At 61.6% G+C, this 22,840-nt stretch carries 23 protein-coding genes; 5 read left to right on the top strand and 18 right to left on the bottom strand.

Going from position 1 to position 22,840, the window contains the following annotated elements; genetic code table 11:
• The coding region (gene groL, locus J0I42_RS09525) for a chaperonin GroEL (RefSeq protein WP_291654593.1) at nt 1-1,529 on the bottom strand (1,529 nt) is incomplete at its 3' end.
• Between the two features lie 56 nt (nt 1,530-1,585).
• Nucleotides 1,586-1,900 (bottom strand): co-chaperone GroES, encoded by a 315-nt coding sequence (gene groES / locus J0I42_RS09530; RefSeq protein ID WP_291654594.1) that lies wholly within the window; start codon nt 1,898-1,900, stop codon nt 1,586-1,588.
• A 261-nt stretch (nt 1,901-2,161) separates the two neighbouring features.
• On the opposite strand from groES, the gene J0I42_RS09535 reads away from it, so the two are divergent.
• Nucleotides 2,162-2,431, top strand: coding sequence for an usg protein (locus tag J0I42_RS09535; RefSeq protein WP_291654595.1), 270 nt, complete (start codon nt 2,162-2,164; stop codon nt 2,429-2,431).
• Between the two features lie 165 nt (nt 2,432-2,596).
• Nucleotides 2,597-2,893 carry a DUF982 domain-containing protein gene (locus J0I42_RS09540; protein WP_291654596.1) on the top strand — a complete coding sequence of 99 codons (297 nt, stop codon included), beginning with the start codon at nt 2,597-2,599 and terminating at the stop codon, nt 2,891-2,893.
• A 219-nt stretch (nt 2,894-3,112) separates the two neighbouring features.
• Here J0I42_RS09540 and J0I42_RS09545 read toward each other — a convergent pair whose 3' ends face one another.
• Together J0I42_RS09545 and J0I42_RS09550 are read right to left on the bottom strand one after the other, a co-directional pair.
• Entirely contained in the window at nt 3,113-5,530 is a 2,418-nt protein-coding gene (locus J0I42_RS09545) for a YbcC family protein (protein ID WP_465247667.1), read from the bottom strand.
• Nucleotides 5,531-5,554: 24 nt separating this feature from the next.
• Complete coding sequence (locus J0I42_RS09550) at nt 5,555-7,126, bottom strand: proton-conducting transporter transmembrane domain-containing protein (protein WP_291654597.1); 1,572 nt, start codon at nt 7,124-7,126, stop codon at nt 5,555-5,557.
• A gap of 103 nt (nt 7,127-7,229) precedes the next feature.
• Between J0I42_RS09550 and J0I42_RS09555 the strand changes: the two genes are divergently transcribed.
• Entirely contained in the window at nt 7,230-8,120 is an 891-nt protein-coding gene (locus J0I42_RS09555) for a LysR family transcriptional regulator (RefSeq protein WP_291654745.1), read from the top strand.
• Nucleotides 8,121-8,211: 91 nt separating this feature from the next.
• Here the strand turns inward: J0I42_RS09555 and J0I42_RS09560 are convergent, their stop codons facing one another.
• The 4 genes from J0I42_RS09560 to J0I42_RS09575 form a co-directional block, all read right to left on the bottom strand.
• Nucleotides 8,212-8,694 (bottom strand): NUDIX domain-containing protein, encoded by a 483-nt coding sequence (locus J0I42_RS09560; protein ID WP_291654598.1) that lies wholly within the window; start codon nt 8,692-8,694, stop codon nt 8,212-8,214.
• A 116-nt stretch (nt 8,695-8,810) separates the two neighbouring features.
• Complete coding sequence (locus tag J0I42_RS09565; protein ID WP_291654599.1) at nt 8,811-9,560, bottom strand: SDR family oxidoreductase; 750 nt, start codon at nt 9,558-9,560, stop codon at nt 8,811-8,813.
• Between the two features lie 84 nt (nt 9,561-9,644).
• Complete coding sequence (gene ribA, locus J0I42_RS09570) at nt 9,645-10,766, bottom strand: GTP cyclohydrolase II RibA (protein ID WP_291654600.1); 1,122 nt, start codon at nt 10,764-10,766, stop codon at nt 9,645-9,647.
• Nucleotides 10,767-11,077: 311 nt separating this feature from the next.
• Nucleotides 11,078-12,196, bottom strand: coding sequence for an IS5 family transposase (locus J0I42_RS09575; protein WP_291654601.1), 1,119 nt, complete (start codon nt 12,194-12,196; stop codon nt 11,078-11,080).
• A gap of 339 nt (nt 12,197-12,535) precedes the next feature.
• Between J0I42_RS09575 and trpB the strand changes: the two genes are divergently transcribed.
• On the top strand, nt 12,536-13,783 hold the full coding sequence (gene trpB, locus J0I42_RS09580; protein WP_291654602.1) for a tryptophan synthase subunit beta: 1,248 nt from the start codon (nt 12,536-12,538) through the stop codon (nt 13,781-13,783).
• A 120-nt stretch (nt 13,784-13,903) separates the two neighbouring features.
• Here trpB and J0I42_RS09585 read toward each other — a convergent pair whose 3' ends face one another.
• The 4 genes from J0I42_RS09585 to J0I42_RS09600 all read right to left on the bottom strand — a co-directional run bounded on the left by J0I42_RS09585 (nt 13,904) and on the right by J0I42_RS09600 (nt 17,915).
• The gene (locus tag J0I42_RS09585) at nt 13,904-15,382 is read right to left on the bottom strand and encodes a cryptochrome/photolyase family protein (protein ID WP_366509814.1); all 1,479 of its coding nucleotides are present in this window, start codon (nt 15,380-15,382) and stop codon (nt 13,904-13,906) included.
• Between the two features lie 85 nt (nt 15,383-15,467).
• Nucleotides 15,468-15,824, bottom strand: coding sequence for a DUF2256 domain-containing protein (locus J0I42_RS23980; protein WP_366509815.1), 357 nt, complete (start codon nt 15,822-15,824; stop codon nt 15,468-15,470).
• On the bottom strand, nt 15,712-17,163 hold the full coding sequence (locus tag J0I42_RS09595) for a cryptochrome/photolyase family protein (RefSeq protein ID WP_291654604.1): 1,452 nt from the start codon (nt 17,161-17,163) through the stop codon (nt 15,712-15,714). The genes J0I42_RS23980 and J0I42_RS09595 overlap by 113 nt, the downstream gene beginning before the upstream one ends.
• Nucleotides 17,164-17,186: 23 nt before the next feature.
• Entirely contained in the window at nt 17,187-17,915 is a 729-nt protein-coding gene (locus tag J0I42_RS09600) for an alpha/beta hydrolase (RefSeq protein ID WP_291654605.1), read from the bottom strand.
• A gap of 283 nt (nt 17,916-18,198) precedes the next feature.
• Here J0I42_RS09600 and J0I42_RS09605 point away from each other — a divergent pair, with 283 nt between their 5' ends.
• Entirely contained in the window at nt 18,199-18,612 is a 414-nt protein-coding gene (locus J0I42_RS09605; RefSeq protein WP_291654606.1) for a DUF2177 family protein, read from the top strand.
• 20 nt (nt 18,613-18,632) lie between these two features.
• On the opposite strand, the gene J0I42_RS09610 is transcribed toward J0I42_RS09605, so the two are convergent.
• The 6 genes from J0I42_RS09610 to J0I42_RS09635 are packed head-to-tail and all read right to left on the bottom strand — an operon-like array spanning nt 18,633 to nt 22,732.
• The gene (locus J0I42_RS09610; RefSeq protein ID WP_291654607.1) at nt 18,633-19,655 is read right to left on the bottom strand and encodes an SAM-dependent methyltransferase; all 1,023 of its coding nucleotides are present in this window, start codon (nt 19,653-19,655) and stop codon (nt 18,633-18,635) included.
• Entirely contained in the window at nt 19,652-20,455 is an 804-nt protein-coding gene (locus J0I42_RS09615; RefSeq protein WP_291654608.1) for a DUF1295 domain-containing protein, read from the bottom strand. The genes J0I42_RS09610 and J0I42_RS09615 overlap by 4 nt, the downstream gene beginning before the upstream one ends.
• Entirely contained in the window at nt 20,452-21,075 is a 624-nt protein-coding gene (locus J0I42_RS09620; RefSeq protein WP_291654609.1) for a ChrR family anti-sigma-E factor, read from the bottom strand. The genes J0I42_RS09615 and J0I42_RS09620 overlap by 4 nt, the downstream gene beginning before the upstream one ends.
• On the bottom strand, nt 21,072-21,692 hold the full coding sequence (locus tag J0I42_RS09625) for a sigma-70 family RNA polymerase sigma factor (RefSeq protein WP_291654610.1): 621 nt from the start codon (nt 21,690-21,692) through the stop codon (nt 21,072-21,074). The genes J0I42_RS09620 and J0I42_RS09625 overlap by 4 nt, the downstream gene beginning before the upstream one ends.
• A gap of 47 nt (nt 21,693-21,739) precedes the next feature.
• Nucleotides 21,740-22,108 carry a DUF2147 domain-containing protein gene (locus J0I42_RS09630; RefSeq protein ID WP_291654611.1) on the bottom strand — a complete coding sequence of 123 codons (369 nt, stop codon included), beginning with the start codon at nt 22,106-22,108 and terminating at the stop codon, nt 21,740-21,742.
• A gap of 30 nt (nt 22,109-22,138) precedes the next feature.
• Nucleotides 22,139-22,732: a hypothetical protein gene (locus J0I42_RS09635; RefSeq protein ID WP_291654612.1), complete on the bottom strand. Its 594-nt coding sequence runs from the start codon at nt 22,730-22,732 to the stop codon at nt 22,139-22,141.
• Nucleotides 22,733-22,840 lie beyond the last annotated feature (108 nt).

Here is a 22,840-nt window from a genome sequence, read left to right on the forward strand (position 1 = left end):
GATGCCGCGTCCTGGATCGCCGTGCGGACGACCTTGGTCGGGTCGATGATGCCGGCCTTGACCAGATCGCCATACTCGCCAGTTTGGGCGTCGTAGCCCCAGGCGTAATCGGGAGACTCCAACAGCTTGCCGACCACGACCGCGCCGTCATCGCCGGCATTCTCGACGATCTGGCGGGCGGGCGCGGTGATCGCCTTGCGGACGATCTCGATGCCGGTACGCTGATCGTCATTGCCGGGCACGAGCCCTTCGAGCGCCTTGACTGCGCGCAGCAGGGCGACGCCACCGCCCGGCAGGATGCCTTCCTCGACCGCTGCGCGGGTGGCGTTCAGGGCATCGTCGACGCGGTCCTTCTTCTCCTTCACCTCGACCTCCGTCGCCCCGCCGACGCGGATCACCGCGACACCGCCAGCGAGCTTGGCCAAACGCTCCTGCAGCTTCTCGCGGTCGTAATCCGAGGTGGTTTCCTCGATCTGCGCCTTGATCTGCGCGACCCGGGCGTCGATCTCGGCCTTCGCGCCAGCGCCATCGACGATGGTGGTGTTCTCCTTCTCGATCCGGACCTTCTTGGCGCGGCCGAGCATGTCGAGCGTGACGGTTTCCAGCTTGATGCCGAGATCCTCGCTGATCGCGGTGCCCCCGGTCAGGATCGCGATGTCTTCCAGCATGGCCTTGCGGCGATCGCCGAAGCCTGGAGCCTTGACGGCGGCGATCTTGAGGCCGCCCCGGAGCTTGTTGACGACGAGCGTGGCGAGAGCCTCGCCCTCGACATCTTCCGCTACGATCAACAGCGGCTTGCCGGTCTGCACCACCGCTTCCAAAAGCGGCAGCATCGTCTGGAGACCCGAGAGCTTCTTTTCATGGATCAGGATGTAAGGGTCTTCCAGCTCGGCGACCATCTTCTCCGAGTTGGTCACGAAATAGGGGGAAAGGTATCCGCGATCGAACTGCATGCCTTCGACGACGTCGAGCTCGGTCTCGGCGGTCTTGGCTTCCTCGACGGTGATGACACCCTCGTTGCCGACCTTCTTCATCGCCTCGGCGATCATCTCGCCGATCGTGCGGTCGCCATTAGCGGAGATGGTGCCGACCTGGGCGACCTCCTCCGAGCCGGTGATGGTCTTGGAATGCTCGCCGAGCGACTTGGTCACCGCCTCGACGGCAAGGTCGATGCCGCGCTTCAGATCCATCGGATTGATGCCGGCCGCGACCGCCTTGGCACCTTCGCGGACGATCGCCTGGGCGAGCACGGTCGCGGTCGTGGTGCCGTCGCCGGCGGCGTCGTTCTGCTTCGACGCCACCTCGCGGACCATCTGGGCGCCCATGTTCTCGAACTTGTCGGAAAGCTCGATCTCCTTGGCGACGGTGACGCCATCCTTGGTGATGCGCGGGGCGCCGAACGACTTCTCGATCACGACGTTGCGGCCCTTGGGGCCCAGCGTAACCTTCACGGCATTCGCCAGGGTGTCGACGCCGCGCAGCATCCGCTCGCGCGCGTCCTGCGAAAACTTCACGTCCTTCGCAGCCATGATTCCTCACTCCTTCAGACTTGAGGTTTCAGGTTGATGATGGGGATGAGGCCCCGTCAGGCGGCCTTCTTGAGGGCGGCAGTCGTCTCGACGACGCCCATGATGTCGGACTCCTTCATGATCAGAAGGTCCTGGCCATCGATCTTGACCTCGGTGCCGCTCCATTTGCCGAAGAGCACGCGGTCGCCGACCTTGACGTCGGGCGGCACGAGCTTGCCGGTCTCGTCGCGCGCGCCAGCGCCGACGGCGACGACCTCGCCCTCCTGCGGCTTTTCCTGGGCGGTGTCGGGAATGATGATCCCGCCCTTTGTCTTCTCCTCGGCGTCGATGCGCTTCACGACGACGCGGTCATGCAGTGGCCGAAACTTCATGAGTTCCTCCAGTTTCCATGTCCCTTACATGTCAAGGCGGGCCGGCCCTGTTCAGGTCTTGCGGCGAGGTTCCGCGCGCCCTGAGGCGCCGTGCCCGCGCGATGATTTGGGTTACCCGATTTTTGCTTTCAAGAGGTCGGCAGCACTTTTTTTGATAGAGTGCTAACGGGCTGAAAAGGCACCACAAACGCAACCTTTTAGCTTGCCAGGGCGTTGAGAATCCGCTGCCATCGGCGCAGTGAAACCAGGGAGCTGAAAGGAATGGCTTCGACAGACTTCGCCCGCCAGATCGCTGGCTACGGATTGACTACCGCGGGGATCCTCTACCGCCTGCCCGACCATCCTTCGATCCTGCAGGAATACATCTGGCAGGATTACGACCTCGCCCCGCGCTTCCCCGAGCTCAACAAGTTCCTCGCCTTCTGGCAGGCCAAGCTCGACGGCAAGTTGTTCCGCATCACCGTGGCTCACAAGGACCTGATCGGGCCGGCCGACCTTAGTGCGGTCAGTGGCGAGTTCCGGCTCCATTGAGGTCGATGCTTCGGAGGGCTTGATCCGAGAAGCACCCATCCTAAAATCATGGCAGCCGCCGACAGCGTGCCCGACGCGGCGATCAACCAAACCGGACCCATGTTGCTTCGAGGAGGATATGGCTATGGCAACGTTGGCAATGACTCCCAACCGAGGGAGGGCTGCATGACGACATCAGACGACTTCGAGAGGCCGGTCGTGATCTTGACCGGGCTCGGGCACCCGGCGGCGATCGCGTCTGCCATGGAGGCCTACATGTTCCTGGCCGACTGGCCGGTGAGCAGGCGCGATCCGGTCCACGGCTTCGCGCTGAAGGCCTGCCTGGCGGCGCTCCGCGGCGAGATTGAACCGGAGACGGCGCGCGGTCTTTTCGCGTCCTGGGCGGAAAAGCACGATCTTCTCGCCCCCGACGTTGCCGCATTCGCGAGCAACCGCAGGCAAGGCTCACGCGGCCACGCCTGATCAAGAACCCGGTGCCCTCAAGAGGCACCGGGCCATTTTGAGGCAAAGCCTCGCTCACAGGAACTCAACATTCGTGTGGCGGACTATACCTGCTACTTCGCCAAGCTGCCACACTCCGGTTCTACGAGGCAAAACTGCCTATTGCTGTGCCCTCCGAAGCAACTGTGTGTCGTAGCCCGATGGCGGCGAGATGTGCCAGGATGTCCGTTACGCCATTACCTATAGCCTTTTGTCCGCCGTTTCTATATTCGGCGCGATGCTCTCCCAGCGCATATCGCCGACGTAGCGCCATGCCATGCGACCCTGTTCGTCGAGCGCGAAGAGGTGGAGCCAGCGATTGTCAAACAGGGCGCGGACTTGCGGATGACGTTCCAAGATTGCGCCAATCGCCTCGCGCGGCGCCTCGATCAGTAAGGACAAGCGCAGCGGCTCGTGCATCAGCTGCTCGCCGTCGTGGACCGACTGCCAGGGCAGGCCGGCGCGCAGCAGCCCGCCATTGCCCTCGACGACGCCGATGCCGCCGGTGACGTTGTGTAGGAGCTTGTTCCCCGCGCCGAAGAGGTCGGGTGCGACTGTCGAGCCGTAATACTGCAGGCTGATCCAGCTGGCGACGACAACCGGCGCGGTCAGGATTAGTTCGAGCACGCCGAAGTCACCGTCTATCCGCCAGTCGTAGTCGTGCAGGAAGGCGCGGCCCGCAAGGTCGCGCCCGGCGCTGCGCGTGCGGGGTGCGGCGATGAATGCTTGACAGCCGGCGAGCGCCCATTCGGGCTGCAGCTCAGCCCAGTCCCGGGCGCGGTGCGAGATGTCCGCCGCGCGTTCAGCACGAGGCAGCCGCAGCGCCCGCTCCCCACGCGCAAGCGCGCCTGCGGACACCAGCCAGCGCCTCGCCTGGTCGAGATCCGCTGCATGGGATGCCGAGGGATGATCGGCATCGTAGAGCTTTACCGCATCGGTCGTGGTGTCGTGCAGCGCGCCCAGGAATAGCGTGTCTTGGGGAATGGCGATGCCGCGTGTAGCAAGGCCGGCGCGTACCTCGCGATCATTTAGCAGGGTGGCAAGCAGCCGCGCATTGACTTCGCCAGAATAGCCACCGCAGGCGCCACAATGGAGCGCACTTGCATGCGGGTTATTGACGACATTTGCACCGTGCCCCGCGATCAGAACGAGCCGCGCGAAGCCGTCGGTCAGCGACATCGCCTTCAGCACGCTCGCAGCCATGGTCAGTCGCGTCTCGAGGTCGAGCGCCTCGGTCGGGCGCGGCGCGGGGTCGTTGGGCGCGTGCTGGCAAACCAGACCGAGGCCGTCGCGCAGCAGCTTGCCGATATAAACCGGTCCCGTCGCCTCGACGAAGGCGAAGGATGAGATCGCGGCCAGCTTGAAGCGGCCCCAGGCGCGACTAGCGCGGGCCGTAATCCGCGCGGCCAAGTCGCTCCGCTCGACCTCAGGTGTCGGCTCGCCCGAACAGGTGAACACACCGGGCGTCAGCAGCACCGGCAAACGCGCCTCGACCACATTCGAGGCGAAGCGGCGATGCCCGATACCGAGCCCGAAGAAGCCTGCGAAGCCGATCGTCCGGATTCCTGGATCGAGGCTTTCCAGGGCTCGCCTGAATACCTCCGAGCGCACGTCGATGCAGAAGGCCATCTGCAGAACGGGGCGGTCGATCGATTCCGCTGTCGGTGAATTGCTGGCGAAGAGCGCCTGGAGCCGCCTTTGAGCGCCGCGCTCAGCCGCCTCCTGCAGGATTGCATTGATGCCATCGTCCAGTGTGGCGATGACCGGCTTGGCATGGGCTGCCACGACGCCTTGCCATTGGGACTGAATAGTTGGCTCATGACGCAACAGCGCGGCCTCCCAGGCGAGCCGGATCGCGAGCAGGTCGGTGACGCTCGGGTCGGTCGCTCCTGCAAGCTCGGCCTGCCAGAGCCGGTAGCGTGCGACCTGCGCCCAGCCGCCGAGGCTCGTCAGAAGCCGGTGGAAATAACTCTCCAGCGCAGCCTCGGGCAGGCAAAGGCGGGCGACGCTCTCGAAGAGTGCGGCCTCGGCGGTCTCGGGCATATCGGCCACGGTCTGGGCAAAGCCAGCGAGGCCGGCGATCTCCGGCGTCAAATCGTGAGTGGCCACGGCCCGCCAGGCCTGATAGGCCCCGCGTGACGGCAGGCCCCAGAGCGCCTGACCCTGATCGAAATAGCCCGCGGCCCAGTGGCTGATGCGGTCGCTCACGAAGCTTGGCCAATCAAGCAGCGACGCATCGCGTGCGAGCTCCGCAACCGTCGGAATTGCGTCGGATGGATTTGTTGGCTTGCGAGCCGCATCGACGAATTCGGCGAACGTTTCGGGCTTTAGCGTGGCAGAGGCCGCATCGTAGGCTCCCTCAAGATCTGCACCGTTGATCTTGCCATTTTGAAGTCGTTCCGCGTACCAGGCCCGCGGCATGGTGATCGCGACGCCGGCCGTACGCCTCAGCCGTGCCGATGCCGTCGCTAGCGGCTCGCCGGTCTGTCCGATGAACGGATTGACCGCAACGCTCGAAGCGAGCGGCCAAAGCGGGGGAATAGCACGCGCAGCGCGGTCGGCTGCCGCCAGTATAGCCTCTGCGGAAAGGTCGATTGCATAAGTCGGGGTCATCAGCATCGGTCTGCCTCCTGTTATATGTGCTCACGACGCCTTGCGGACGGACCAGCCGCCGAGCAGCCGATCCAATGTTGCGTTGACATAAAGGCCGTTGGAGAGATGGACGCGCAGACAAGCGGCGGCGGGATGCGAGGCCCAAAGTGGGAATAGCGCCTGCGCCGCCGCAACCAGCCCGAAGCTCAGCACCGCGAGCACCATCAGCGTCCATTCGAGGCGACCCGGGGCCGGCGGCGCCGGCAGCACACCATCTGTCAACCATTCGGACGTGGTTTGAAGGGCGAAGTAGCCGACCGCAGCGGCGCAGGCGTAGAGTGAAGTCTTGCGTGTCAGTTCACGCGGCGCCGAGTCGGCGAGGCCCTGCGCAAGCAGATATGCGACGCCGAAGATGAGGATGGCGCCGAGCGCAAACGCCTGCGGCGACTTGTGGTCGAACCCGAAGGCAAAGCCGAACCCCGCGCCGATGGCGCCATAAATCGCGAGCGCGATCAGGAAGGCGCGGCCGACGGCTGATCCATCGGGGACCGCAACCGGCCCTGGCCGACAACTGGCAGCAACCTGCTCGACGGCGCCGCCTGACGCCAGGAACGCGTGGGCCTTGTAGAGGGAGTGGGCGACGATATGGAGCAGCGCTAGCGGGAATAACGCTAGCCCGCATTGCAACATCATGAAGCCCATCTGAGCGACGGTAGACCAGGCCAGCGAGGTTTTGACTGCCGGCTGTGTGAGCATGACCAGCGCGCCGAACAGCGCCGTGAAGCCCCCCAACATGGCCAGGACTGCGAGCACGCCCGGTGCCGATAGCATTACGTCGGCGAAGCGGATCAGCAGAAAGCCGCCGCCATTGATCACCCCGGCATGCAGCAGCGCTGAAACCGGTGTCGGCGCCTCCATAACTTCGGTGAGCCAGCCATGCGTCGGGAACTGCGCTGACTTCAGCAGGGCGGCGAGCGCGAGCAGACCCGCCGCAAAGAGGATATGCCAGGAAGAGTCGGCGGTGCGGGCGAGCCGGTTGATGGTTGCGATATCACTCGTACCGAACCTCATCCAAATGAGGGTCATAGCGAAAAGCAGTGCAAGAGCACCGATCTTCGAGAACATCCCCTTCTTGCGCGCCGCGCGCTGGGCCGCCACTCGGTCGGGGTAGAAGAGCAGTAGATGATGCAGGGCGACGCTGGTCGTGATCCAGGCTGCCGCCAACTGAACCAGATTACCGGCCTGGACCAGCAGCAGCACGGCAGCGAGCGCAACGCAGAGCAAGCCCGTAAATGCACCTTGCCGCATCTCACCGTCGAGGTAGGTGCGAGCATACCGCACAACGATCCAGCCGACGAAGGCGACCAGCAGAAGCATGGTCGCGCTGACCGCATCGAGCCGGACCGAGAGGCCGACGCCGGTGAAACCGATCAGCCCGCTATCTCCAGGGCCGCATATGATCAGTAGGACGAGGGCACCGATGGCAATTAGCAACGCACCAAATGCGGAGGCTTCCGCGACGGCGGGGACGAAGGGTGGCCGCCTTCCTGGCCGGGCGAAAGCCAAGACGGCGGCGAACAGCAGCGGCAGAGGCGCTGCAAGCGGGAGCAGGTAATAGGACAAGGCATCCCCATGAACGATAGGTCAGGATGCCTCCCGATACCAACGGCATGGGCCGTAGAAAAATGCATTGTATATGCAGACTCGTTCGCTATTATCGAACGATATGGGGAATCTCAACTACAACCACCTGCGCTACTTCTGGGCGGTCGCTCATGACGGCAACCTGACGCGTACAGCGGAGCGGTTGAATCTCACCCAGTCGGCCCTGTCAGTGCAGATCCGTAAACTTGAGCAGCGCCTCGGCCATACGCTGTTCGAACGGCGGGGGCGACAGCTGCATCTGACCGAGGCCGGACGAATAGTCCTCGACCACGCCGACGCAATCTTCGCTACTGGGGAAGAGCTCCTCGGCACACTACGCGAGGCGGGCGCGGCGCGGCAGGCGCTGCGAGTTGGTTCGCTCGCTACCCTGTCGCGCAACTTCCAGATGGAGTTTCTGCGTCCCGTTCTCGGCCGCACCGACATCGACCTGATCCTTCGCTCAGGGAGCGTCGCCGAGTTGCTGCGCGCGCTCGAAGCGCTCAACCTTGACGTGGTGCTGATCAACCAGGCACCCGCAAGCGACGCAGTCACCCCGCTGGTCGCACACCGTCTCGCCGCTCATGCGGTCAGCCTGGTGGGTACCCCCGATCGTTTGCGCGGCAGCGCGAGTTTGGCCGATCGGCTGAGGGCACATCCTGTGATCCTGCCCACCTTGGACAACAGCGTGCGTACAGGGTTCGACGCCCTCGTGGACAGTCTCGGCGTCAGGCCACAGATCGTCGCTGAAGTCGAGGACATGGCGATGATGCGCCTGCTCGCGCGCGAGGATGTTGGGCTGGCGGTCCTCCCGCCGATTGTGGTGAAAGACGAGATTGTGAGCGGCGTGCTGGTCGAAGGTGACCCTCTGCCCGGTATCGCCGAGACATTCTACGCCGTCACTATGGCGCGACGGTTTCCCAATCCACTTGTGCGCCGGCTGGTCCAGCCGACGCTCTCTCTGGAGCCAGCGTGACCGAGGCACCTGACAATGGTGCCGCGCCCGATCTCGACATGCGAAGCGAGATCACCTGACATCAGCCACGACCTTGAGATCGACCCACGTCTTAGGGATCGCGCGTTTCTGTTCTGCAAGGCGATTGAAAATGATATTTCAGTTTGCAGGTAAATACGTCTGCTGCATCAAATAGATCTTCATGGGCCCATTCATTCCGCGATCCGATATCGGAAGTAAATATTACTTCTAAAGATTCGAGATTTTCCGACGATATCGGATATAAATCCGACTTAGAGCGCGCAATAATGAGATTATTTTGATAAATATCAGTTTTTATAGAAATAAATTCCAATTGAGACGGATCAATAACGTAACCCGTTTCTTCAAATAATTCTCGTAAACCAGCTTCTTGCCAGGTTTCGCCTCGCATCTGATATCCCCCGGGCAGTCCAAGCAGTCCATAGCCAGGCTCCGTCGCGCGCCGAACAAGCAAGATCTGACCTGCGGCGTTACATGCCAGTATGAAAACCGTTGTCGGAGCGTTGTCATAAATGCGCCTGCCGTCAATAATGGCGATAGGTCGATCACCCATGGTATTATCCGATGTCGCGTACTGGAGCAGTTATACAGCCAATACTCAAAAGCGATTGCTTTGCAGTTTTTGCCTTAAACGGAGGATGCAATTCGAGCATATTCAATATTTGCACGTCACCAAGCTACGGGTTGGCCACGCCAGTCGTAAAAGCCTCCGGTGGCGTCTGCTTCTAGTTGCTCGACCACCGAGAGAAGATGTCGCGCGGCCGTAGCGGGAGGGTGAACCTCCAGCCCGTGGGCGGTGAAGGGTTCGGATAGCTTCGTGGCGACTGTACCGGGATGCAAGGCAATGCACAGCGCTTCAGGAGATCGACGAGCCAATTCAACAGCCGCAGTCCGAACGAGTTGATTGAGCGCGGCTTTAGATGCCCGATAGGAATACCAGCCCCCCAGTTGATTATCAGCGATGCTTCCAACTCGGGCAGACAGCGTCGCGAAGACAGCTTTGCCAGACCGCGGCAGCAGCGGGAGTATATGCTTCATAATAAGCGCCGGTCCGATCGAATTGAGTGCAAAGGAACGCGCTAGATTGACCGAATTAATTTCCCGCCAGGTCTTCTCGGGTCGTTGACGATCATCGTGCAGAAACCCGGTCGCATCTACCACGAGACGAAGTTCGCCTTGATCGCCGGCAAACTTAGCAGCCCGTTCGATGGTGGCTTCGTCGAGAAGGTCTATCGATGGCGAACTGCTGCGGCTGAGCGCAATCACACGCTCAAATCGATCTGCAGAGCTGATTGCATCAAGCAATGCCCCGCCGATCCCGCCGCCACCACCGAAGACGACTGCTATCCCGCCGTTAGGAAAGGACGCGAGCTCATAATCGGCCGCAGCTGTCGCAGGACGTGAATGATGATCGGTCATATTTGCGAGGCCAAAAGTAACGCGGGCACTGGAACGGCAGCGAAATCGAAGCGTTTGATGTCCGCCGATCCTGTAACGAGATGGTCACGCAGGAGAGATCCCGCTTAGAGCTTTCATGTCGATGAAATGACCGGCACGGTCGCGCTTGGAAGCGAGATAGCGGACATTGTGGACGTTCGGGCGTCCCAGAACCCGTTGGCTTGCCGCGACTTCAATGCCCGCGGCCTCGATCGCCCCGATCTTCTGCGGGTTGTTGGTCAGGGCCACGATACGTGAGACGCCAAGCTGCTTCAGCATGGTCGCCGCAAAGTCGAAATGGCGCTGATCCAGGTCAAAGCCCAGAACTTCATCAGCGTCGTAAGTATCCCACCCTTTGCTCTGCAGCCGGTAGGCGCGCATCTTGTTAGAAATGCCATTTCCGCGTCCTTCCTGGTCCAGATAGAGCAAGATGCCGCCGCGATTCTCGGCCATCCACCGTACCGTCTCACGCAACTGGTCGCCGCAATCGCATTTGAGCGAGCCGAAAAGATCGCCGGTGAGACAAGCCGAATGCAGCCGCACGGGCACGGCCGAGTCCAGGTCCGGCTTGCCGACGACGATCGCGACCTGGTCACGCAGACCCTCGCCGCCTCGGAAGACAACGAACTCGGTCTCCGGCGCGCCTTCGAGCGGCACCGGGGCACGGCCGGCAATCTTGAGAGAAGCTGCCTGTTCGGCACGATAGCCGTTGATCGCGGCGAGCGCGACCTCGACCAGCGGCTCGCCGGCGATGTCCGCTTCGGTTACCGACACGACAATTACGGCGGGCAGGACGAGCGATAGACGGGCGAGCTCCAGCGCTGCCTCGTCTTGGGCAGAAGCCGGCGCGATTGGCGCATTTATCCGTGCATCGATCTTCAGGGCCAGCGTCTCGATCCGATCCAGATCGATGGCGGGCAGGACAAAAACGCCGCTCTCGCCGCGCCCCTTGGCGCCAAGGCGGCGCAGGCGCGCCGCGCTAAGCACGAGGTGGCCAGCCCCGCGAGCCAACACGTCAAGCCCTCGCAGCAGCGCCTCGTCGGCAAGCTCCGCAGGGAGCGTCAGCACGAGCCGGTTGTTGTCCCGCAATAGCACCGGGCGGCCGGAGCGAAACTCAGCTATCGCTCGATCAACATTCAGGCTGCCTCGGCTGCCCAGGGAAATAATCTCCTGATCGCATCCTATCATATTACATTCCCTCATCTGGAGAATTCTGGAGAAGGTCTATTAATTCTATTCTTAAGCAGTCTTCTTCGAAGAATGGCGCGTTTGGATTGCGGCTTTCTCCGATTATCCGATTGCAAACGGCTTCCTGCGTAAGTTTGAACTCAATACGAGCCCTGAAGGCAGTCGGTTCACTTTTTGAGCGCCGATGCGAAATAGGGCCTAACAGGGTGATGAAATAGGCCCGTGCGGCGCGGTTTCGCTCCTATCACGGGCCGTCTTCGAAGCCGTTTCGGCGGTCGTCTCGGAGCGTCTGGCCGCGCCTCGCCCTCGTTTCAGGCCGCCAGGAGCTTGGGGAGCCTGACGAGGTTGTAGGCGGCGGCAGCGAACGTGAAGGCGAAGCGCACTTTGGCGAGCCCTCGGACCTTCGTTTTCCTCTGCCCGGCCGAGCCTTTGATCCAACCGAACACCTCTTCGATCCGCTTCCTCACCCGGATGCTCGTGGCGTATCCGGGGTGCCGCGTCGTTCTGACGTCGATTGCCGATCGTCGGCCCGCGGTGTTCTGGGCGATGTGCGGCGTCGCGCCGAGTTCCCGGAGATCCTCGACGAAGTCGCGCGTGTCGAAGCCGCGATCCGCGTCGACCGTGATCCGACGCTTGCCCGAGGGCGATGTGACGCCCTTGATCATCTCGACCGCCGCCATCCGCTCGGCGTGCTCCGACACACGGGTGGTTTCGGCGTCGACGACGAGACCGTTGCGGTTCTCCATCAGGACGTGGCCCATATAGCAGAGGACCGCGCCGGTGCCGGGGCTCTTGCGATAGAGCATCGCGTCGGGATCGGTGGTCGAGGCATGCGTCGCGTTCGAGCGCTTCTCGCCGTGAAAGTCGACTTCGCCATTGCGGACGGCATTCCGGTCACTGGTCGAGCCGCCGCTCGGCGGTGGATCCTGCCCATCGCCGCCGTCCTTCGGGCGGAAGCTCTTCATCGATGCCCAGGCCTCGATCAGGGTGCCGTCAACCGAGAAGTGCTCGGTCGAGAGGAGCCGCTTCACGCGAGGCTGATCGAGGATGGCGGCGAGCACTGCGACGGCGACGTCACCATCGAGCAGACGGTCGCGGTTCTTCGAGAAGGTCGAGGCATCCCAGACCCGGTCGTCGATGCCGAGCCCGACGAACCAGCGGAACGACAGATCGAAGTCGAGCCGCTCGACCAGAAGCCGCTCCGAGCGGATGGCGTAGAACAGTTGCAGCAGCATGGCCCGGAGCAGTTGCTCGGGCGGGATCGAGGGACGGCCAATCCGCGCATAGAGCCCGGCGAAGTCGGCATCGAGCGTGGCGAGCGCCTCGTTCACAATCGCGCGGATCGCTCGCAGCGGATGCTTCGGCGGAATCCGGCTCTCCAGGTCGACGTAGCTGAACAGCGATCCCGCTCTCTCGTCCGTTCCGCGCATCGAACCTCTCCGTCCGCTCCGGAAGGACGGAATCACGCCAACACGCCGTTGGGAAGTGCCTTTTTCAGTAGCCTGCTAACGCTCGACCACGATGAGGGACGATCAATCTGAAGATCGCGGCATACCTGGCTCATCAGGAGTTTGCAGGACGGCTCGCTGCAACGAACGATACCTGGGCGTCGGTGCGTTTGGCCCTACCGCTGTTCGGAGGCGGCGCAAAGCGTCGAGGATACCAGCTCCTCGACGGTCCGAATATCGAATTCCGAGGAGATCTAAAGTGACTCCCAGAACGTATGACACGCAACATTTCCTACATTGCATCAGGGGATAAAACCTATCATGGCTACCGATAGGGTGGGTCTCAATCGGCCTCTCGGCGGGATCAACGCCTCGCTGCGATCCATGCCCGACGATCAGGGCTCGTTCGGACGTTTTGGAGGGCGCTTCGTCGCCGAGACGCTGATGCCGCTCGTCCTCGAGCTGGAGCAGGCCTATAACGAAGCCAAGGCCGATCCCGCCTATCACGCCGAGATGACCAACGGCCTGAAGTATTATGTCGGCAGGCCGTCGGCGCTCTACTTCGCCGAACGCCTGACCGAGCACCTCGGCGGGGCAAGGATCTACTTGAAACGCGACGAGTTAAACCACACCGGCTCCCACAAGGTGAACAACGTGCTCGGCCAGATTTTGCTGGCGCGGCGCATGGGCAAGAAGCGCATCATCGCCGAGACCGGCGCCGGCCAGCACGGCGTCGCGACCGCGACGCTCTGCGCCCGCTACGGGCTGGAATGCATCGTCTATATGGGCGCGGTCGACGTCGCCCGGCAGGCGCCGAACGTCTTCCGCATGCAGATGCTCGGCGCCACGGTCGTGCCGGTCGAGTCCGGTACGAAGACGCTCAAGGACGCGATGAACGAGGCGCTGCGCGACTGGGTGACCAATGTCGCGACGACCTTCTACTGCATCGGCACGGTCGCGGGCCCCCATCCCTATCCGGCGATGGTGCGCGATTTCCAGTCGATCATCGGCAAGGAGACCCGGGAGCAGATGCAGGAGGCGGAAGGCCGCCTGCCGGATTCGCTCGTCGCCTGCATCGGCGGCGGCTCGAACGCGATGGGGCTGTTCCACCCCTTCCTCGACGACGCCTCGGTCGAGATCTACGGCGTTGAGGCGGCGGGTCACGGCATCCTGAGTGGCCTGCACGCGGCATCCATAGCCGGCGGGCGCCCCGGCGTACTGCACGGCAACCGCACCTTCCTGCTGATGGACGATGACGGGCAGATCAAGGACGCCCATTCGATCTCGGCCGGGCTCGACTATCCCGGCATCGGCCCGGAGCATTCCTGGCTGCACGATGTCGGTCGCGTGAAGTATCTTTCGGCGACCGACGAAGAGGCGCTGGAAGCTTTCCAGCTGATCTCGCGGCTGGAAGGCATTATCCCGGCGCTGGAGCCGGCGCACGCCATCGCCAGAGCTTGCGAAATTGCGCCGACGAAAAACGCTTCCCACCTCATGGTCGTCAACCTTTGCGGCCGAGGCGACAAGGACATTCCCCAGATTTCAGATATGCTTTCGGATAGAATCTGATATCTGGACAAATAATTTGCAAAAATTATGTAGTTTCAGACAATATTGCATTGAAGCTGATCGAAATTTTGCGCCGAATAATTAACGTGAACTACAACTCGAATTCAAGCAACCGGCCATTTAATTATAATCGAACAGGTTACTGCGAAATTTTTGAGGTCTATTTTCATTGATCTGCTCTAGAAAATCACGAGCGTCTCGCCGCACGGCAGCAATTTTAACCGGCTCCATGTGGTCGAGAGTCCGGTAAGCCATTTTCATGCGCGGGTTTCGTGAAAGTGCACTGCGGTTTTGGATCAGAAAGTTCCAGTAAAGAAAATTGAAAGGGCAGGCACCCCTACCAGTCTTAATTTTGGGATCATAGACGCATCTTTGACAATAATTCGACATCCGATTGATGTATGCGCCTGAGGCGGCATACGGCTTGGAACTCAGTAGCCCGCCATCGGCGAACGTGACCATTCCGTGGACGTTTGGAAGCTCAACCCACTCAAATGCATCGGCATAGAATGCGAGGTACCATTCCTCGATCTCGGCTGGATTTACTCCTGCCAGAAGCGCGAAATTTCCAGTGACCATCAGTCTTTGAATATGATGGGCATATGCGCTGCGCTTGGTATCCTCGATCGCACACTTCAGGCAATGCATGTCTGTTTCGCCCGACCAGTAAAACCAGGGAAGCTGTCTCGTTGCGGATAGGGCATTCCTGCTCTTGTATCCTGGCATTTCCAGCCAGTAGATGCCTCGAACATATTCACGCCAGCCCAGTATCTGACGGATGAACCCCTCTGCAGCGTTGAGCGGCACGCTACCGCTTCGGAACGCGGCTTCAGCAGCGATACAAACTTCCCATGGTTTGAGGAGGCCGATATTGAGATACGGCGATAGGACTGCGTGAAACAGAAACGGCTCGTCTGCGGCCATCGCATCTTGATAGTCTCCGAACAACGGCAAATAGAATTCTATAAAGTGCGCTAGGGCAACCAGCGCATCTTCTCTGGAAACCGCCCAATTAAATGCATCAATATTACCGAAATTATCTGGATAACACCGGTTGGTTAGCATTATGACCTCAGCGGTGATCTCATCGATATCAAAGCAAATGCGCTTTGGAGGTTGGATCGATGCCGGCAGCGGCTTCCGATTGGATGTGTCAAGGTTCCCGGTGCCGCCAGCGGGATAATCACCATCCATGAGTAGACCGGTTCGCCGACGCATCTCCCGATAGAAATATTCCATACGGTAATCCTTGCGGCCGTCCGCCCAAGCCCGGAAGTCCGCGATCGAGCATAGGAAGCGATCGTCGGCACGAATCTCGATAGGTCGGTCGAACCTCCCGCCCCAGTCATCCATCATGCGTCGGACCCGCCACTCGCCGGGCTCGGTAATCACAATTCGATCTGGATTATGGCGCTCTATGGCGCGGTCCAGCTCCGCCGAGAAGGAACCGGTATTGCCCGCGTCCCCAAGCGCGACGTAGTCGACTTCGATGCCGGCGCTCCGAAGCTCATTCGCGAAGTGCCGCATCGCTGAAAGAATGAAAGCAATCTTTTGCTTATGGTGTGGCACGTAGGTCGTCTCTTCAACGACCTCAACCATCAAACGATGTCGGTATCGCGATCGATTCCTGTGAGCGAGCTGATATTAGGGCTAAGCTGATCGCCCAGGATAAAAATCAGTTTTCTCATCTCTGAAGCGGCTTTCCTTTTGTGTCTCGGCAGCGCTTCGAGCAATATGTGACCTGCTCCCAGTTGCGCGCCCATTTTCTGCGCCAGCTGAATTGTCGGCGGCAAACCGGGCACTTCTTACTTGGAAGGTCGATTTTTCGGCGCATTCGAGCCCTGCGTTTTGTCCTTTGGCATGGCAGGTCCGTATGGGTTGTTGCCTCAGCCTGCTGAATTCGTGGGGATGAACTTTGCTCGTTTGCCTCAGCCCAGCGCTTCAAACGCGTCGAGCGCGCGGCGACGAGCAAAATCGTGGTCGACGATGCGCGTGGGATACCCTTCGACTGCGGATGATGCCTGCCACGGGCGATGAACATCTTGTGGAGGCAGACCCGATAATTCTGGTAGCCAAGCTTTCGCGTAATGCCCACCGCAATCGAATTTTTCCCCCTGAAGAGTGGGGTTGAAGATGCGGAAGTAGGGCGCCGCGTCTGCGCCCGATCCGGCAACCCATTGCCAGCTCGCCGCATTGTTGGCCTGGTCGGCGTCGACCAGAGTATCCCAAAACCAAGCCTCACCCTGGCGCCAGTCGATGAGGAGATGCTTGACCAAGAACGATGCGACCACCATGCGAACCCGGTTGTGCATCCACCCCGTGGTCCACAGCTGACGCATGCCAGCATCGACCAGAGGATAACCGGTATTCCCAACTTGCCACGCTCGCAGCGAAACGGGATCCTCTCGCCACGGCATCCGGTCGAACTTCGACTGGAGGTTTCGGGCGGCTAAGGTCGGATTATGATACAGTAAATAATATGAGAATTCTCGCCAGCCCAGCTCGGACTGGAATTTCTCCAGGTTCCGGTAAGATTTTACGTCGCTTTCAGAATTCTTTGATTCAGCTGCATGCCATATCTGCCGAGGCGAAATATTTCCGAAGCGCAAGTAGGGGGAAAGGCGAGATGTCGTTGGCCTATCGGGAAAGTCCCTGCACTCGGCATATGTATCGAAATGGTTATCTAGAAAATGCCTGAGCTGCGTTTGGGCACCGGTCTCGCCAGGTTGCCAATTGGAACGGAGGCCGCCTGACCAATCGGGTCCCCGAGGCGCAAGGCGGAGCTCGGACAGAGCGACAGCCCCAGGCGGATTGTCACCAAAGTCACCCAAATCCTGCAGTGCTGCTGGAGCCGGTTGCGGCTGTGCAGGGTCGCCCGCTTGATAAGCTGCGCGCCAAAATGCGGAAAACGTTCGAAAAGGCTCGCCGGATTGGGTTTTGATCGCTGCCGGGTCGTATAGCAAAGAGCCGTTAAAGGTGAGAGCATCGATGCGACGCTGCTCAAGCGACAATTGTACGGCCGAATCCACCCTTCGTTCGGCTTCGCCGTATCGATCATTCCAGTAAACGATGGCCGCTTGGCTAATGTTAGCGAGGCGTGGGATCAATTCGGACGCACGACCCCGATAGATTGAAAGACGCGTGCCGCGCTGACGCAGGTCCTTGTCCAGATTCTCCAGCGCGCCATGGAGCCACCATTTTGCTGCCGCTCCGAGAGGACGCAGGCCGTCAGATTCTTCGTCGTACACAAAAACGCAGCGGATTCTCCGGCCGCTTTGTGCCGCGGCAGATAAAGCGGGATTGTCGCATAGCCGCAGATCATCGCGAAACCAGACGATCACCGGAGCTTCCGCCGGATGCAAATTCGCGAAAGATGCCATCAGCATTTGCCTTAGAGTTGAAGCTAAGTTCCCATAACCGGACGCGTTGACGTCTTTAGAAATACGACGACGTCGTCGAGGACCGGCGCTTGCCACTGCAGAATCCGGGACAGAGAAGTGGCCGTACCAGCATGGCCGAGCCCCTGGTAGACCTTCAGAGAGACCGATCGCGCGCCCGCCTCTCGGAGCGCCAGCGCAAGCCGCTCGCTGTTGTGCGGAAGGACCGTCGTGTCCTCCGATCCCGTGGCCAGAAAGACCGGCGGTGCGTCGCGCCTGGCAAAGTTGATCGGCTGCGTCCGGGCGGGGTCGCGCGCATTACCGAACGCCTCCTTCGTCACGTCGATATCGAATGGGAGAAAGTCGTAAGGGCCGGACAGACCGACCATCGACCGGATATCGCCGCCACGCATGCCCACGGAGGCGAGATAGCGTTGGTCCAGCGTCAGCATCATCGCGTTGTAGGCGCCCGCCGAATGTCCCATCAGGTGGATCGCCTCCGGGGCGCCGCCGAAGCGCGCGATGTTGTCACGCACGAAACGTAGTGCCTGCGCGCCGTCCTCGATGAAGGTGGGAAAGCGGACCTCCGGGATCAGGCGATAATCAGCGATCACGGTGACGAAGCCGCGAGCGGACAGCGCGTCTCCCACGAAGGAATAGGTGTCCTTGGCGCCATTGGCCCAGGACCCGCCATAAATGAAGAAGACCACCGGCTTCGGCGCGCTCCCGCCGCCGGAAGGCACGTAGATATCCATGCGTTGCCGCGGATGCGGGCCATAGGCTACATCACGTGCCCCGTTGGTCAGGCGTCCCGGTCGCAGGGCGGCGCATGCTGACAGGCCGAGCCCAGCCAGCAGGGGCGCGATCGTACGTCGGACAATCCGGGTCGTAATGGTCGGTTCGGTGCAAAGAAGCATGCAAGCCTATACGCTGCCCTCATCAGAATGGATTTCCTGGCCTATCGTTCTCGATCGCCGGCGGCTCTGAACCAAGAGCGCGAAAGCGACGTATCTCTTCGCAGAACCTCTGGAGGTCACGATGAGCTTCGTTGCCGGTTATCTCGCTTTTCTTGTCGCTTTCGGCATTTGTGACGCCATCTGGCTGAGCACCATGGCGGCCAAACTCTATCGCCCTGCGCTCGGTGACCTTCTTCTGGAACAGGTACGCTATTGGCCGGCGGCACTGTTTTATTTCGGCTTCCCGCTCGGCGTAGTCCATTTTGCGCTGATGCCCGCGCTGCGTGACGGAAGCGCGGGCGCCGCCTTGCTCAATGGCGCACTTATCGGCCTGCTGGCCTATGCAACCTACGACCTGACCAACTACGCCACGCTGCGGCCCTGGACGCTGACGATCACGCTCGTCGACCTCGTCTATGGCACCGTCGTCGTCGGCCTGTGCACATGGGTCGCTTTCGTCATCGTCCGCCGCCTTGCCGGCTGGGGCTGGGTCTAGTCTCCAGCCCGGCCAAGCCGTCAAACTGCGCGCAGCCTGTAGTGATGGACGCCCCAGGCATCGCCCTGAGCATGGCCGAACAGTCCGCTCGTCGCCAGGAAGAACAGCCGCCAGCGCCGGCGCCAGATCGGCGCATCCGCGCCATAGGTTTCGCGCAGGATCGGATCGATCGTCGCGAGATTGCGATCGAAATTCGCCAGCCAGTCCTCGGCTGTGGCGCGGTAATGCTCGCCGCTCCAGCGCCATTCGTCCTCGACCGTGAAGAGATCGGGGAATTGGTGCGCCAGCGTCGCGCTCGGCATCAGGCCGCCGGTGAAGAAATGCTGCGCGATCCAGTCGCTGGTATCGGCCACATCAAATCGATAGCAGCCCTGCCGGTGGGCAAAGACGTGGATGAAGAGCCGGCCGTCCGGCTTCAGCCAGCCACGTACCCGCCCGAGCAGTTCGCGCCAATTCGCCATATGCTCGAACATCTCGACCGAAACGACGCGATCAAAAGTCTGAGGCGAAGAAAAGTTATTGATGTCTGCCGTAATAACTCTCAAATTTAAGACGCTACGGCGCCGTGCTTCCTGTTCGATAAAATTCCGCTGCGAATTTGAGTTGGATACGGCTGTGATTTGAGCCTTGGGATAGCGTTCCGCTAACCACAGCGACAGGGAACCCCAACCACAACCAAGCTCCAGAATTCGTTGTCCGTCCAAAATATCCGCATGCTCTGCGGTCAATTTCAGAGCGTTCTGCTCAGCCACCGTGAGCGTGTCGTGGCGACTGTTGTAATAGCAGCATGAGTATTTTAGCCGCAAACCGAGAATCTGAACAAAGAATGTATCAGGCAGTTCATAATGCTGTTTATTGGCCGCGTCAGTATGGACGGCAATAGGAAGGGCAGCCATTTCACGTGCGAAGGACTCAGTATTTGCCGGATCAACCTTAAGCGAACGATCTGTAGCCCGCACCAGGGACGCAATAACAGCACGGCTTACAAAGTCGGGAACCGGAAGCCGTTCTCCCCAAGCCGAAAGCTTCTGCATGATCGTCATGACGTCGCTCCTTTCGGCGGCAGCGGGATCAGGGCGCTGGTTCGATGCTGGTAGGCGCGATAGGCCGCGCCGTGCTTGGCGAGCATGTGCTCTTCCAGGGGCGGTATGCCGGAAATGCGGGTCAGCAGCAGCGTGATGCAGGCCGGGGCCAGCAAGGCGAGCCAGCCCCAGGGGTAGCCGGTCGCGAGCGCGATCACTGGATACGAACACCAGAGCAGGCACTCGAAGAAGTAGTTGGGGTGCCGTGACCAGCGCCACAGGCCATGGTCGCAGACGCCGCCCGCTCCCGAGCGCGCGAAGGCCCGCAATTGCCCGTCGGCAATGGCGCCTCCTGCAAGGCCGGCGGCAAACACGGCGACACCGGCCAAATCCCGCCAGCTCAGCGAAGGCGCGGGACTATGTGCCGCGAGGATGATCCCCAGCCCCAGGGGAATGCTGACCAGCGCCTGCATCTGCAGCAGCCGGGCCAGTTGCTGCGGTGCGGCGTTGCCCCAGTCCCGCTTCAGCTTCGCATAGCGGGGATCTTCGGTGATGCCGGCGGTGCGTCGCGCGATGTGCAGGCCGAGCCGAAGCGCCCAGGCCAATGCGAGCCCGGCCACGACGAGGCGTCGTGGCATCGGCCCCGCCCCGAAGGGCAGCAAGGCGCCGGCAACCCCCGTCAGCCCCAATCCGAGAGTCCAGACCACGTCGATCCAGCCGGAATTGCCGGTGCGACGCTCGACCAGCGTCGCCAAGGCCATGAAGGCCGACATGGCTACGGCCACGAAGACAAGAGCCGCTGCGAAGGATGCGATCGTCAAAACCGCACCAGCGGTTGCAGCAGGCGGCCGAGCCATCCCTGCAACTGCACACTACCGGTCATTGCGACGATGCAGGTGCAGCCCTCGACGGGATCGACCCGCGGTGTGTGGTCATGCTCGGCATCGGCCTCGTCGAAATCGCCGGCCGCGTAGCGCCCGTATTCGTGCTCATAGGCGCCGGCGAGGATCGTAGTCCATTCGAACCCGGTATGCTTGTGGTGCGGCAGAGAGATTCCGGGCCCGGCGCGCAGCATGAAGACGCGCGCATCCGCTCCGGGAACCTCGACGCGTCGCATGGCGATGCGGATGCCGATTGGGCGCCAGGGGCCGAGCCCATAGGGGCGCAGCACCTTCGGCATCCCCTCGGACATCGGGGCGGCCTCAACCGACGCTCCCTCGGGTCGTGCTGCAGTGGCCACAGGGCTTGGGCCGGAAGCCATTGCGACGGGCTCGGCCGCATCCAGCAGCGCGCCTTGCACCGCGCGAAGCTCGCGGAGGCGGCCGCGGCTCTCCTGGTCCGCCTCGATATGACAGGCGACGACGACCGCGAGGCCTTCGTCGAGCTGGCCCACTGCGAAGGCGGCAAGCGTCTCGTCGGACGGGCGATGCAAAATGCTCATCGCAGATCCTCCAGCCGGGCACGCAAATGCGACAATGCCAGGCGCAGGCGGGATTTTACCGTGCCCAGCGGGATCGCGAGGCGATCGGCAACGTCCTGGTGGCTGAACTCCTCCAGGAAGGCGAGTTCGACCACGCGGTACTGGTCGGGCGAAAGATGGGTCATCGCGGCACGCACGCGCGCATCGCGTTCCGCGCCGGATAGCGTCTCATCAGGTTGTTCGGGGGCTTCGTCATCCAGAATCTCGTAAACTTGCGACAGCCGCGACCGGGTCTCGCGTCGGGCAATGTCGATGCGCAGGTTGCGCGCGATCGTTGCGATCCAGGTCGAGGCGCTGGCCTTCGCCGGATCGAACAGGGCGGCCTTCCGCCAGACGGCCAGGAGCGTTTCCTGCGCGACCTCCTCGGCCAGCTCGGCCGGGGCGCCGCCGCGCATCAGCAATCCTTTCACGCGTGGCGCGAAATGGTCGAACAGCTTGGCAAAAGCCGCCCTGTCACCGGAGTGCGCGATGGCAGCAATCAAACTATTGGGATCGAACAAGACGACGAACCAATCTCCTCGCGCAACAGGTCCCGCTTTGCGCTTGCCGTCTGCGGTCAGGGCGAGTGCGGAAACCATAGCTTAAATACGTGGACGCTTCCGCCGCGGATCACTCCGAACGGCGGTTATTCGGATACCTTCCAACTCACGTCGCGACAGATCAGTTTGCCGAGAATGCAGCCACGCGTGTTGAGTGCATTGGCCTTCGCAGTGATCGTCAGTGAATAACTCCACCCTCGCTTGGGATCGTACGCACTGCCGGAGAATGAACCGTCGGGCTGGCGGGCGAGCGTCATAACGAGCTTGTCGCCGGGCGCCTCTCCCTTGCTTGTATCGCCGATCCAGATGTTGGTGGCGCAGATCTTGTCGCCGCAGGGCGCGATCCGCACGCGGGCATTTCCGTCGTCGCGCAACCATGTTCCGTCGAGATCATTGGCGACAGCGCTGTGGGCGGAAAAAGCGACGAGCGCGAGGACAAGCGGAAGGCGCGTCATGATGAAGTCCTTTCGGCGAATGCGTTTCCTCTACGCTCCGGGTGCGCCGTCGGTTTCATCGGCGCGCGAATGTGTGTCCGGACGCCCGACGAACAGCCATCCGATCAGGGCGGTCAGGGATGCAGCGCTCAGAAAATTCAGGCGCTGCAAGGCTGCGTACTCGTCAGGCTCGTAGAGATGTATCGGCGCGCCCAGGATGGCGGCCGGCAGCAGATAGGCGGCGAAGGCCAGTGCCGCGAAGCCGAGCGCGAATGGGCGCTCCGTGCGGCGAAACAGCATCAGCGCCAGCATAAGGCAAGGAAACAGGAAGACCTCGACCCCCGAGCCCGGGCCAAAGGCGGCCCGGCAGAGCAACGTGTTGCCGATGCCGGCGACAAGAAGCAGCGATCGCCCGAGCACGGCACTGCGCCGCATGACGGCCGGCACCGCCGCGAAGAAGGGCGTCGACAGGAAGGTGAGATAGGACGGCGTGACGACGGGCGAGACCGCCCAATAAAGATAGAGCGGGTAGAAGGGCTGGTTCGAGACGATCACCAGCGCGACGGTATTGGCGATCGCGGCCTGCGGATCGGGATGCGCCGCGTAGGCGCTGATCGCCGCAGCGACCCGCTTCATTCGGCTCATTGGCATCGTCGCCCTCACTGAAAGTTCCGGCCCTTCCTGGTTTACGCAGGAAGCGTAGCGGCGGGTCACTCGGCCGGCTCATTTTTGCTGGCGCGGCCGCAAATCCAG

The organism is Allobosea sp. (assembly GCF_017308015.1).
GTDB lineage: Bacteria > Pseudomonadota > Alphaproteobacteria > Rhizobiales > Beijerinckiaceae > Allobosea.